This is a genomic window from Pseudomonas sp. MAG733B (genome assembly GCF_036884845.1).
GTDB lineage: Bacteria > Pseudomonadota > Gammaproteobacteria > Pseudomonadales > Pseudomonadaceae > Aquipseudomonas.
In genome coordinates, this window is the sequence record NZ_CP145732.1 from 2,194,599 (window position 1) to 2,207,674 (window position 13,076).

General features: G+C 59.8%; 12 protein-coding genes. 11 read left to right on the forward strand and 1 reads right to left on the reverse strand.

The window, feature by feature from the left end; genetic code table 11:
* Positions 1-22 precede the first annotated feature (22 nt).
* The 5 genes from V6Z53_RS10015 (at position 23) to V6Z53_RS10035 (ending at position 5,212) form a co-directional block, all read left to right on the forward strand.
* Entirely contained in the window at positions 23-1,015 is a 993-nt protein-coding gene (locus V6Z53_RS10015) for a 2-dehydro-3-deoxygalactonokinase (protein ID WP_338585338.1), read from the forward strand.
* 19 nt (positions 1,016-1,034) lie between these two features.
* Positions 1,035-1,655, forward strand: a complete 621-nt coding sequence (locus tag V6Z53_RS10020; protein WP_338585339.1) for a 2-dehydro-3-deoxy-6-phosphogalactonate aldolase — start codon at positions 1,035-1,037, stop codon at positions 1,653-1,655.
* A 48-nt stretch (positions 1,656-1,703) separates the two neighbouring features.
* Entirely contained in the window at positions 1,704-2,852 is a 1,149-nt protein-coding gene (dgoD, locus tag V6Z53_RS10025) for a galactonate dehydratase (protein WP_008085519.1), read from the forward strand.
* 185 nt (positions 2,853-3,037) lie between these two features.
* Complete coding sequence (locus tag V6Z53_RS10030) at positions 3,038-4,348, forward strand: MFS transporter (RefSeq protein ID WP_338585341.1); 1,311 nt, start codon at positions 3,038-3,040, stop codon at positions 4,346-4,348.
* Positions 4,349-4,408: 60 nt separating this feature from the next.
* Complete coding sequence (locus V6Z53_RS10035; protein ID WP_338585343.1) at positions 4,409-5,212, forward strand: IclR family transcriptional regulator; 804 nt, start codon at positions 4,409-4,411, stop codon at positions 5,210-5,212.
* Between the two features lie 179 nt (positions 5,213-5,391).
* On the opposite strand, the gene V6Z53_RS10040 is transcribed toward V6Z53_RS10035, so the two are convergent.
* Positions 5,392-7,056, reverse strand: coding sequence for an electron transfer flavoprotein-ubiquinone oxidoreductase (locus V6Z53_RS10040; RefSeq protein ID WP_075947385.1), 1,665 nt, complete (start codon positions 7,054-7,056; stop codon positions 5,392-5,394).
* Positions 7,057-7,604: 548 nt separating this feature from the next.
* On the opposite strand from V6Z53_RS10040, the gene V6Z53_RS10045 reads away from it, so the two are divergent.
* From V6Z53_RS10045 to V6Z53_RS10070, 6 genes are all read left to right on the forward strand, one after another.
* The gene (locus V6Z53_RS10045) at positions 7,605-8,354 is read left to right on the forward strand and encodes an electron transfer flavoprotein subunit beta/FixA family protein (RefSeq protein WP_007987229.1); all 750 of its coding nucleotides are present in this window, start codon (positions 7,605-7,607) and stop codon (positions 8,352-8,354) included.
* Complete coding sequence (locus V6Z53_RS10050; RefSeq protein ID WP_338585344.1) at positions 8,355-9,284, forward strand: FAD-binding protein; 930 nt, start codon at positions 8,355-8,357, stop codon at positions 9,282-9,284. It abuts the gene before it with no gap.
* A gap of 79 nt (positions 9,285-9,363) precedes the next feature.
* On the forward strand, positions 9,364-10,179 hold the full coding sequence (locus tag V6Z53_RS10055) for a transporter substrate-binding domain-containing protein (protein ID WP_338585345.1): 816 nt from the start codon (positions 9,364-9,366) through the stop codon (positions 10,177-10,179).
* Positions 10,180-10,188: 9 nt separating this feature from the next.
* Entirely contained in the window at positions 10,189-10,545 is a 357-nt protein-coding gene (locus tag V6Z53_RS10060; RefSeq protein ID WP_338585346.1) for a DUF4398 domain-containing protein, read from the forward strand.
* Complete coding sequence (locus V6Z53_RS10065; protein ID WP_338585347.1) at positions 10,542-11,354, forward strand: OmpA family protein; 813 nt, start codon at positions 10,542-10,544, stop codon at positions 11,352-11,354. Before V6Z53_RS10060 ends, V6Z53_RS10065 begins: the two co-directional genes overlap by 4 nt.
* 202 nt (positions 11,355-11,556) lie before the next feature.
* Positions 11,557-12,996 (forward strand): PLP-dependent aminotransferase family protein, encoded by a 1,440-nt coding sequence (locus tag V6Z53_RS10070; RefSeq protein WP_338585348.1) that lies wholly within the window; start codon positions 11,557-11,559, stop codon positions 12,994-12,996.
* Positions 12,997-13,076 lie beyond the last annotated feature (80 nt).

Genomic DNA, 13,076 nt, shown 5'->3' on the forward strand with positions numbered 1-13,076 from the left:
AAAAACCAAAACAGGTGAAGCGATGCTGGCGCAATTGATCGCGCTCGATTGGGGGACAACCTCATTACGTGCTTACAAACTTGCCGAAGATGGCCTGGTGCTCGAACAGCGTTCGTTGTCGTCGGGGATCATGCAGTTGCCCAAGGCGCCGCGAATGATCAACGGTCGTGAATGCACCGATGGTTTCGAGCTGGCGTTCGACGAGGCTTGCGGTGACTGGCTCGACGCCCAGCCCGATTTGCCGGTGATTGCCTGCGGCATGGTTGGCAGCGCCCAGGGCTGGCGCGAAGCGGCCTACCGCGATACGCCGGCAAACGTTGCCAATCTCGGAACTTCCCTACAAACCGTGCGCAGTCTGCGTGGCGTCGATGTGCACATCGTGCCGGGTGTGATTCAGCGCTCGCGCCTGCCAAACGTCATGCGCGGCGAAGAAACCCAGGTGCTCGGTGTTCTGCAAAACCTGAAGGGCGAGGCGGGCGCTGATGTGCTGATCGGCTTGCCGGGCAGTCATTCGAAATGGGTGGAGGTGGCCGACGGCTGCATCGTGCATTTCGACACCTTCATGACCGGCGAAGTCTTCGCCGTACTCAGCGAACACAGCATCCTGGGACGCACCCAGCAGCGCGGCGGCTCTTTCGACGGCGAAGCCTTTGATCGCGGCGTGCAAGTGGCGTTGTCGGCGGACGGCGAAATCGGCGTGCTGTCGACCCTGTTCAGCGCCCGCAGCCTGGGATTGACCGGTGAACTCAGCGGGGCAGCGCAAGCGGATTACCTGTCCGGCCTGCTGATCGGCCATGAGCTGTCGGCGCTGGCCAACGTGCAGCGCCGTCGGCGCAACAGCGTTCATCTGCCGTCGATCATCCTCATCGGCAATTCCCAACTATGTACGCGTTACAGCCGCGCCCTCGACGCTTGCGGTTTTGCCCGAGTGACCCTGGCCGAGCAGGCCACCGAGCGTGGGTTGTGGCAACTGGCGCTGGCCGCCGGCCTGATCTCGCCCCCTTCATCCCGTTAAACCTGACTGGAGTCCTGACATGCTCAAACAAGCACTGGCGCAAAACGGTCTGATCGCGATCCTGCGTGGCCTGCATCCCAAAGAGGCCGCCGCCATCGGAGAAGTCCTGTACGCGGCAGGATTTCGCGTTATCGAAGTACCGCTCAACTCTCCTTTGCCGTACGAAAGTATCCGCATCCTGCGCGATGCCTTGCCCGCCGATTGCCTGATAGGCGCGGGAACGGTGCTGACTCCGGAGCAGGTCGAGCAGGTGAAAGAGGCGGGCGGTCAGGTGATCGTCATGCCCCATAGCGATCCGAAGGTCCTGCGTGCAGCGAAAGCGGCGGGGCTGTATCTGTCGCCGGGTGTCGCCACGCCGACCGAAGCCTTCGCGGCACTGGCCGAAGGTGCGGACGTACTGAAGATGTTCCCGGCCGAGCAGATGGGGCCAGCAGTCGTCAAAGCCTGGCTGGCGGTGCTGCCGATCGGAACGATTCTGGCGCCGGTCGGCGGGATCACCCCGGACAACATGCAGGTATTCATCGACGCGGGCGTCAAAGGCTTCGGCCTCGGCTCGGGCCTGTTCAAACCGGGCATGACACCGGAGCAAGTGGCGGCCAATGCCAAGGCCTACGTCGCTGCCTGGAAAGCCCTTCGCTAAGACTTTTTTGGCGCTGCGAGCGCTGCATCCAATAAGAGAGACAATCAGATGAAAATCACCAAGCTGACCACCTTCATCGTTCCGCCGCGCTGGTGCTTCCTCAAGGTCGAAACCGACGAGGGCGTGACCGGCTGGGGCGAACCCGTGGTCGAAGGCCGCGCCCACACTGTCGCCGCTGCCGTTGAGGAATTGTCCGACTACCTGATCGGCAAAGACCCACGCAACATCGAAGACATCTGGACCGTGCTTTATCGCGGCGGCTTCTACCGTGGCGGCGCGATCCACATGAGCGCCCTGGCCGGTATCGACCAGGCGTTGTGGGACATCAAGGGCAAGGCGCTGGGCGTTTCGGTCAGCGATCTGCTGGGTGGTCAGGTCCGAGACAAAATCCGCGTGTATTCGTGGATCGGTGGCGACCGTCCGGCAGACACCGCGCGGGCAGCGAAGGAAGCGGTCAGCCGTGGTTTCACCGCAGTGAAAATGAACGGCACCGAAGAGCTGCAGTTTCTCGACACTTTCGAAAAAGTCGACCTGGCCCTGGCCAACGTTGCTGCCGTGCGTGACGCGGTCGGTCCGAATGTCGGTATCGGCGTGGACTTCCATGGCCGCGTGCACAAGCCGATGGCCAAGGTGCTGATGAAGGAACTCGACCCGTACAAACTGATGTTCATCGAAGAGCCGGTGCTCAGCGAAAACTACGAAGCGCTGAAAGAACTGGCGCCGCTGACCAGCACGCCGATTGCTTTGGGCGAGCGCCTTTTCTCGCGCTGGGATTTCAAGCGCGTGCTCAGCGAAGGCTACGTCGACATCATCCAGCCGGATGCATCCCACGCCGGCGGCATCACCGAAACCCGCAAGATCGCCAACATGGCCGAAGCCTACGACGTGGCGCTGGCGCTGCATTGCCCGCTGGGTCCGATTGCATTGGCCGCTTGCCTGCAACTGGACGCGGTTTGCTACAACGCGTTCATCCAGGAACAAAGCCTGGGCATCCATTACAACGAGAGCAACGACCTGCTCGACTACGTCAAAGACCCACGGGTGTTCGACTACGACAAGGGCTTCGTGAAGATCCCGAACGGCCCCGGTCTGGGCATCGAGATCAACGAGGAATACGTGATCGAACGCGCCGCCGTCGGCCACCGCTGGCGCAACCCGATCTGGCGCCATGCCGATGGCAGTTTTGCTGAGTGGTGAGTGTCTGACACACCACTGAACCCCTGTGGGAGCCAGCCTGCTGGCGATTGGGGCGGCAAATCCAGCATTGATGGTGACTGATACACCGCTATCGCCAGCAGGCTGGCTCCCACAGTTTGATCTCCATGACTCCCGAGATCTGCATTTCACATCGACCTCAATAAACATAAAAAGAGGCACTCCCCATGCAACCGCAAACCCTCACCGGGCAGGCGTCGTTGGCGGCGCCCAGCCGCAAGCGGTTTTTCATCATGGTGCTGCTGTTCATCACCGTGGTGATCAACTACCTGGACCGCAGCAACCTGTCGATTGCCGCGCCGGCGCTGACCAGCGACCTGGGCATCGACCCGATTCACGTCGGCCTGATCTTCTCCGCGTTCGGCTGGACTTACGCCGCCATGCAGATCCCCGGCGGCTGGCTGGTGGACCGCGTTCCGCCACGCATCCTCTACACCGCTGCGTTGTTGCTATGGTCGATCGCCACGGTGATGCTCGGTTTCGCGGGCAGCTTCATTGCGCTGTTTGTCCTGCGCATGGCCGTCGGTGCTTTGGAAGCGCCGGCGTATCCGATCAACAGCCGCGTGGTCACCACCTGGTTCCCTGAGCGTGAACGCGCCACGGCCATCGGTTTCTACACCTCGGGACAGTTTGTCGGGCTGGCGTTCCTGACGCCGGTTCTGGCCTGGCTGCAGCACGAGTTCGGCTGGCACATGGTCTTCGTCGCCACTGGCGCGGTGGGGATCATTTGGGCGGCAATCTGGTACGCGGTGTATCGCGAGCCACGGGATTTCAAAGGCGCCAACGAGGCTGAAATCGACCTGATCCGCGAAGGCGGCGGGCTGGTGGATATCCAGGCGGAACAAGCCAAGGTCAAAGCCAAGTTCAGCTGGACCGACCTCGGCATTGTCCTCAGCAAACGCAAACTCTGGGGCATCTACCTCGGCCAGTTCTGCCTCAACTCGACGCTGTGGTTTTTCCTGACGTGGTTCCCGACCTACCTGGTGAAATACCGCGGCATGGACTTCATCAAATCCGGCTTGCTGGCGTCGCTGCCGTTTCTTGCGGCATTTGTCGGCGTGCTGTGCTCCGGTTTCTTCTCGGACTTCCTGATCCGTCGCGGTTACACCGTAGGGTTCGCCCGCAAGTTGCCGATTATCAGCGGGCTGCTGATTTCGACGTCGATCATCGGTGCGAACTTTGTCGAGTCGACGCCGCTGGTGATTGCCTTCCTCGCCCTGGCTTTCTTCGGTAACGGTCTGGCTTCGATCACCTGGTCGCTGGTCTCGACGTTGGCTCCGGCACGTTTGCTGGGACTGACCGGTGGGGTGTTCAACTTCATCGGCAACCTGTCGGCCATCGCCACGCCGATCGTGATCGGTTTTCTCGCCAGCGGTGATTCCTTTGCCCCGGCGATCACCTATATCTCGGTGCTGGCGTTGATGGGCGCGCTTTCCTACATCTTGCTGGTCGGCAAGGTCGAGCGTATCAAGTTGTAGTCGTGGCACGCGGGCGACCATAATGCCGCCCGTTCACTCGCTCAACGGTAAAGGCTGGATATGCAGGAAGACGCCCCAAAAGTTGCCAAGGACGCCGCCCCGACCGGCACCCAGACACTGCTTCGCGGTCTGGGTGTGGTTCAGGCCGTGGCCAGCGGCGCCCGCGATCTCAAGGAAATCGCCCGGTTGATCGGCACCACGCGCAGCACCACCCATCGCTTGGCCAGTTGCCTGGTGGACGAGCGTTATCTGCGGGTGGTGCCGCAAGTCGGTTATCTGCTGGGGCCGAAGCTGATCGAATTGGGATTCCAGGCGCGCGAAGAGTTGCCGCTGGTGACCCTGGCCGGGCCGTATCTGGACGAGCTGTCGGCATTGACCGGCGACACCATTCACCTGGCGATCCGTGAAGGCGACGAGGTGCTGTACCTGCACAAGAACCCGGGGCGCAATGGCCCGGAAATGCGTTCGCGGGTCGGCCATCGCATGCCGTTGGCGCGCACCGGGATCGGCAAGGCGCTGATGCTCGATGACACGCCGCAAGAGTGGCAACGACTGTACGAAGTCAGCCTGCCTGCGGGTGGGAAAAATCTGTTCTGGCCACAGCACCCGGAGCAATCCTGGGAGCAGTTCCAGCAGCGCATGATCGAATACGTGGCCGGTGGCTATGCCTTCGATCTGGAAGACAACGAACCGTCGATCCGTTGCGTGGCGGCGCCGATCCGCGATGCCAGCAAACGCATCGTCGCCGGTATCAGCATCGCCAGCACCGTGCCGTACATGCCGCTGGAAAAAATGGCCGAGCTGATTCCTCTGATCAAAGGCGTCACTGCCCGGTTGTCGGCCGAGTTGGGTCTGAAGGTCTGACACATAACCCTGTAGGAGCCGAGCTTGCTCGCGATAGCGGTATGTCATTCAGCATCATAGGTGCCTGATGCACCGCCATCGCGAGCAAGCTCGGCTCCTACAGTTTTTTGTGGTGTAAGCCAAATAGCGCGCAACAAAAAGGCCCCCATTTCGGGAGCCTTGATGTTCAGGCGTTCGGCTTACATGTTCGGGTAAGTCGGGCCGCCAGCGCCTTCCGGTGTCACCCAGGTGATGTTCTGTGCAGGGTCCTTGATGTCGCAGGTCTTGCAGTGAACGCAGTTCTGGGCGTTGATCTGGAAGCGCTTCTCGCCGTCTTCCTTGGTGATCACTTCGTACACGCCGGCCGGGCAGTAACGCTGGGCAGGCTCATCGTACAGCGGCAGGTTCTTGCTGATCGGGATGCTCGGATCGGTCAGCTTCAGGTGGCACGGCTGCTCTTCTTCGTGGTTGGTACCGGAGATGAACACCGAGCTCAGTTTGTCGAAGCTGATTTTGCCATCCGGTTTCGGGTAGTCGATCTTCTTGCAGTCGGCGGCGAGCTTGAGGCAAGCGTAATCCGGCTTGGTGTCGTGCAGGGTGAACGGCAGTTTGCCGCCGAAGATGTTCTGGTCCAGCCAGTTGAAACCACCGCCGACGATCGCGCCGAACTTGTGGATCGCCGGGCCGAAGTTACGGCTGGCGAACAGCTCTTCGTGCAGCCAGCTGTTCTTGAATGCGTCGACGTAGCTGGTCAGCTCTTCAGTACCATCCTTGTCGGCGAACAGTGCGTCAGCCACGGATTCGGCGGCGAGCATGCCCGACTTCATCGCGGTGTGGCTGCCTTTGATCTTGGCGAAGTTCAGGGTGCCGAGGTCGCAACCGATCAGCGCGCCGCCCTTGAAGACCATTTTCGGCAGCGAGTTCAGGCCGCCCTTGCAGATGGCGCGCGCGCCGTAGCTGATGCGCTTGCCACCTTCCAGATACTGTTTGAGCACCGGGTGGTGTTTCAGGCGCTGGAACTCGTCGAACGGCGACAGGTAGGTGTTGCTGTAGGACAGATCGACGATCAGACCGACGACAACCTGATTGTTTTCCAGGTGATAGAGGAACGAACCACCGGTGTTTTCGGTGCCCATGATGTCCATCGGCCAACCGGCGGTGTGGACCACCAGGCCTGGCTGGTGCTTGGCCGGGTCGACTTCCCAGATTTCTTTCAGGCCGATGCCGTAGTGCTGCACGTCGGAATCGTTGTCGAGGTTGAAGCGCTTGATCAGTTGTTTGCCGATGTGGCCACGGCAACCTTCGGCGAACAGCGTGTACTTGCCACGCAGTTCCATGCCCGGGGTGTAAAGGCCTTCCTTCGGATTGCCTTCGCGGTCTACGCCCAGATCACCGGTGATGATCCCGCGAACGATGCCGTTTTCGTCGAACAGCGCTTCCTGAGCGGCGAAGCCCGGGTAGATTTCCACACCAAGGTTTTCGGCCTGCTGCGCCAGCCAGCGGCACAGATTGCCCAGGGAGATGATGTAGTTGCCTTCGTTGTGCATGGTCTTGGGCACAAAGAAGTCAGGAATTTTCTGCGCGCTTTCAGCGTTCTTCAGCACGAAGATGTCATCGCGCGTGACCGGCGTGTTCAGCGGTGCGCCGAGTTCTTTCCAGTCCGGGAACAGTTCGTTCAGGGCCCGTGGTTCGAACACGGCGCCGGAAAGGATGTGTGCGCCGACTTCGGAGCCTTTTTCGACCACGCAGACGCTGATTTCCTTACCGGCTTCGGCGGCCTTCTGCTTCAATCGGCAGGCGGCGGACAGGCCAGCGGGGCCGGCACCGACGATGACCACGTCGAATTCCATGTATTCGCGTTCCACAGGCTATCTCCTACTCAAGGCTCAACAGGTTTTTTCTAATTTTGGAGGTTAGGTGTCGCATCCATGAATCCCAGCGCAACGTCGGGAGCGGACAATCGATCAACCACCTTTCTCTTTGGGTGGCGCATTATATCTACACCACTCTCAGGGTCCAATACAAACGTTTGTTTGAATTGGCTCAAAGCCAGAGAAATCAAAGTCACGCGGCTTATGAACGGCTATTTTGCCGTATTGACCGGAATAGGTGTTCCGGTCAAGATACGGGCGGTTTTGCGCTCGCCGTAGGCTGACTGTTGGTTTCAAGAGCACCTCTAAAGACAGGGCGATGGCAGTAGAAAGTGATGCGCCGCGCGGGTTTGGCGCGCAGTTTACACGCCGCGATATTGAATGACTCGTCAGTCACTCCTGACGAACGGTCATCAACATCATGAGCGAGGCTCACTTGACACATTTGCCGGCGTTTTTGGAGGTGCCCTTGCGCCCGATGAGCATCAACCGCCAGGTTCGCCTAGGCGACTTTCTTTTCACCGGAGAGTAACGAGGAATCCATGAAGGTTCTTGTAGCTGTCAAACGCGTTGTGGATTACAACGTCAAGGTCCGCGTCAAGGCGGACAATTCCGGCGTCGATCTTGCCAACGTCAAGATGTCGATGAACCCGTTCTGCGAGATCGCCGTGGAAGAAGCCGTACGCCTGAAAGAGAAAGGTGTTGCGACTGAAATCGTCGTCGTCTCCGTCGGCCCGTCCACCGCTCAAGAGCAACTGCGCACCGCGCTGGCTCTGGGTGCCGACCGCGCCATCCTCGTCGAATCCGCCGAAGATCTGACTTCCCTGGCCGTTGCCAAACTGTTGAAGGCTGTTGTCGACAAGGAACAGCCTCAGCTGGTGATCCTTGGCAAACAAGCCATCGACAGCGACAACAACCAGACTGGCCAGATGCTCGCTGCATTGAGCGGCTACGGTCAGGGCACGTTCGCTTCGAAAGTCGAAATCAGCGGCGACAGCGTTGCTGTAACCCGCGAAATCGACGGCGGCGCACAGACAGTTTCCCTGAAACTGCCGGCCATCGTCACCACCGACCTGCGTTTGAACGAGCCGCGCTACGCGTCTCTGCCAAACATCATGAAAGCCAAGAAGAAGCCTCTCGAAGTGCTGACTCCGGACGCTTTGGGCGTTTCCACCGCCTCCACCAACAAGACCGTGAAAGTCGAAGCGCCTGCTGCACGCAGCGCGGGTATCAAGGTCAAGTCGGTGGCTGAACTGGTCGAGAAACTGAAAAACGAAGCGAAGGTAATCTAAATGACTATCTTGGTTATTGCTGAACACGACAACAAAGTGCTGGCTCCGGCCACGCTGAACACTGTTGCTGCCGCCGCCAAAATCGGTGGTGACATCCACGTTCTGGTTGCAGGCCAAGGCGCTGGCGCCGTGGCTGAAGCCGCTGCGAAAATCGCTGGCGTGAGCAAAGTCCTGAACGCTGACAATGCCGCTTACGCGCATCAGCTGCCGGAAAACGTCGCTCCTCTGGTTGCAGAGTTGGGCAAGGGCTACAGCCACATCCTGGCTGCCGCTACTTCCAATGGCAAAAACATCCTGCCGCGCGTTGCCGCTGCACTGGATGTTGACCAGATCTCCGAGATCATCTCGGTAGAAAGCGCTGACACTTTCAAGCGTCCGATCTACGCCGGTAACGCTATCGCTACCGTTCAGTCGAACGCTGCGGTCAAAGTGATCACCGTGCGTGCCACCGGTTTCGACCCGGTTGCCGCTGAAGGTGGTTCGGCTGCCGTTGAAGCCGTTGGCGCTGCGCACGACGCTGGTATCTCCAGCTTCGTTGGCGAAGAACTGGCCAAGTCCGATCGTCCGGAACTGACCGCTGCCAAGATCGTCGTTTCCGGCGGCCGCGGCATGCAGAACGGCGATAACTTCAAACACCTGTACGCCCTGGCCGACAAGCTGGGCGCTGCCGTCGGTGCTTCCCGCGCCGCGGTCGACGCAGGTTTTGTTCCGAACGACATGCAGGTCGGTCAGACCGGCAAGATCGTTGCTCCACAGCTGTACATCGCCGTCGGTATCTCCGGCGCGATCCAGCACCTGGCCGGCATGAAAGACTCCAAAGTGATCGTTGCGATCAACAAGGACGAAGAAGCGCCGATCTTCCAGGTGGCCGATTACGGCCTGGTGGCGGACCTGTTCGAAGCCATCCCTGAGCTGGAGAAGCTGGTCTAATCCGGCTGCTTCACTTATAAAGAGCCCGACCTTTTGGTCGGGCTTTTTTTTGTTCCGGATTTGAGTGGAGTGTATTGCCATGGATCTGCGTCTTGCGTGGAGCTTGCTGGGGTTGGCGTTGTTGCCGACGCTATCGATCGCGGCGGGCAAATGCGAACGCCTGGTAGTGACCGGCAGCCCGGATGCGCCTCCGTACCTGTGGCAAGACCCGCAAAATCCCAAGCACTTGATCGGCGCCAGTGCCGATCTGTTGCAGCAAGTGGCGGGGGAGTTAGGGCTGAAGGTCGAACTGCTTTATGCCGGTAAACGCTCCCAGGCCTTGGACGAGGTACGCAGTGGGCGCATGGACATGCTGGCCGACGCCAGTTTGACGGTCAGTGAGCTGGAGTCCCTGGACTACATTCATCCACCGCTGCTGGAAAACGATTACCTGGTCTGGACCCGTAAAGACTCGCCACTGGTCTACAACGACGTGCAGGACCTGCACGGCCATCCCGGCGCTTTGTCGGAAAAGTCTCGATTGACCTCGGCATTCGTCACATTTGCCGATCAGCAATTGTCTCTCACCCGTACACCCAATCTCACCCAGGCCTTTCAGAAATTGCTCCTGGGCGAAGTGGAATTTGTCCTCGCCGGACGTTACTCGGGCATGGCAATGGCGCAGACATTGGGCATGGCCAATGACTTGGTCGCCCGTGCGCAACCGGTCGACAAGCCGGGGTTGTTTCTGGCGCTTTCCCATAACTCTGCCTGCAACGATCCGTGGTTGCGCGGACAGCTGGCCAAAAAGATGACAGAATTGCCCGCGTCCGGACTGACGGAGGCTGTACTGCAACGCAATATCGAGCGTTGGAACGCGCAGCAGAAGCAACCTGTCAGTGCCCCAAAACAGTAGGGATTTTTTGTGAGTATTCGACCTCTTTTCGCTGCCCTGGCCGTTCTGGCTCTGGCGGGTTGTGCAGCCGATCCGGCGCCGAATGAACAAATGCGCCTGACCGCTCAGGCCGTCGAGCAAGCCAAGGCTGTTGGCGCCACCGCCGATGAAGTGCCGGAAATGAAACTGGCCGAAGACAAATACAACCGGGCCAAGGGCAGTATGGCTGACCAGTCCTACAAGAACGCGCGGATGCGGGCCGAGCAGGCCGAGCTGGATGCGCGTCTGGCTGAAGCCCGAGTCCTGACCCTCAAGAGTGAGGAACAGTTGAACGTGCTCAATACGCGCATCACCCGCCTGCGCAAGCAATTGGGAGACGCCCAATGAGCCTCAAGTCCACAGTAATCGGTGGTTTGCTCCTGGTGGGCTGCGCGAGTCTCTATGGCTGTGCCGGTCAGCGTGGCGAGGCCGCATTGCAACAGGCCGGTACCGACTTCCAGAAGGTCAAGGAAGATTCCAACGTCCTGCGTATCGCCCCCAAGGACGTGATCCGCGCCGGTGAATCCCTGGCGCGTGCCGATCGCTTGTCCAGCTACTGGGGCAGTGGTTCGGATGTGGCGCATTACGCTTACCTGAGTCAGCGCTACAGCGAAATCGCCCGCGAACACACCAATCAGGTGCTCAACGAAGAACGCGCCGCGAAACTCGAACTGGAGCGTCAGCGCCTGCAACTGGCCTTGCGTGAATCCAAGCTGCTCAGCGTACAGCAGCAGGGGAAATGGATCGAAGAGCAGATTGTGGCACTGGCCACCACCCAGACTGATCGCGGTCTGGTGATGACGCTTGGTGATGTGCTGTTCGACACCGGTGAAGCGGAGCTGAAAAGCTCGGCCAACCGCGTCGTCCTGAAGATCGTGCAGTTCCTCCAGCTCAACCCCAAGCGTGTGGTGCGCATCGAAGGTTATGCCGACAGTACGGGCGGCAAACAGGAAAACCTCAAGTTGTCCCGTGACCGTGCGCAGTCGGTGGCGGATGTGCTGATGGACTTGGGTATCGACGACAAACGCATTCAGGTCGAAGGCTACGGCGATGAATACCCGGTAGACGCCAACGCTTCCGAGCGTGGACGCGCACAGAACCGCCGGGTGGAAATTGTGTTCTCCGACGAAAAAGGCCAGCTCGGCGCCGCCCGCTAAGGGTCGCGTTACTGGAAAACCCGGCCTGCCTGGACAGCGCCGGGTTTTTTTACGCCTGCCAAATACCTCGCAAAACAGTACAGTTTTTGCTGACACTGCACTGTACTGTCGACTATTGTGGCAACTGTCCCAGTACACTTCTAAACTGTTCCGGTATCGTTTCCGACAAGAATAAAATGCCTGTGAAATCGAGTGCTGCGTCATGACCAACCTCTTGCTCTACCAACGTATTGCTCAGCAACTGGCCGAAGACATTCGCCGTGGTGTCTATCAACCGGGCGAGCGCGTGCCTTCGGTGCGCAAGATGAGTTCGCAGCTCAACGTCAGCCATGCCACGGTTTTGCAGGCGTATGCCAATCTTGAGGATCAAGGGCTGATCCGCGCCCGGCCACAGTCGGGCTACTACGTGCACCAGACGCCGGCCCTGACTGCGCCGACTCCGGACATCGCTCGGGTCGAGCGTCCGGGCCTGGTCACCCGCAGCAGCATCATTCAGCAAGTTCTGGTCGAATCCCGGCGCGAAGGGGTGTTCCCATTGGGCGCCGCAGTGCCGAGCGTCGACTATCTTCCGGTGCGGGCGCTGCATCAGCAATTGGCCAAAGTTACCCGTTTCCATAGCCCGCGAGCTTTCAGCTACATGTTCAGCCCCGGTTTCGAGCCGTTGCGCCGGCAAGTGGCGATCCGCATGCGCGATGCCGGCGTGGTGGTCGATCCGTCGGAAGTGGTGATCACCCACGGTTGCGTCGATGCGTTGCAGATGTCGCTGCGGGTGCTGACCCGGCCGGGTGACCTGATCGCAGCCGAGTCGCCGACCTACTACGGTCTACTGCAACTGGCCGATCTGTTGGGTCTCAAGGTCATCGAAATCCCCAGCGATCCGGCTACCGGCATGAGCCTCGAAGCCCTGCAACTGGCGGCCAACCAGTGGTCGATCAAGGCGCTGGTGCTGACCACGCGCCTGAGCAATCCATTGGGCGGCACCATGCCCGAAGAGCGGCAGAAGCAATTGCTGCGCCTGGCGTCGGACTTCGACATCCAGGTTGTCGAGGACGATATCTACGGCGAACTGATGTTCGAGCAGGGTCGCACCAAGGCGCTTAAGGCCTATGACCGTCTGGATCGGGTGATCTATTGCTCGAGCTTCTCCAAAACCCTGTCGCCGGGCGTACGCATCGGCTGGATGATTGCCGGCAAGTTTCAGCAGGAAATCCAGCGTTTGCAGACTTTCAGCACCCATTCGGCGTGCAGCGTCACGCAGATGGGCATTGCCGCCTATCTGGAAAACGGCGGTTACGATCGGCATTTGCGTTTCATCCGCCAGGAATATCGCAAGAACCTCAGCGCCTTCCAGTTGGCGGTGCAGCAATATTTCCCCGAAGGCACGCAAATGACGCGGCCTACCGGCGGCTTCATTTTGTGGGTGAGCTTGCCAGGAAGGGTCAATACCCAGGAACTGCATGTGCGCGCACTGCAGCAGGGCATCAGCATTGCGCCGGGGCTGATTTTCAGTAACACCGAGCAATTCAATCACTGCATCCGGTTGAACTGCGGCATCCCGTGGAATCGTGAAGCTGATCGGGCATTGATGACCTTGGGCATGCTGGCTACCCAGCTTTGCCAGGAGATGGCCGGCGGCTTTTGATGTGGCGGGCAGGTTAATCCTGCCCGAGCTTGTCTTGGCGCCTGCAACAGGCGAGCATATGGCCCCGCTGTCGATTGCGC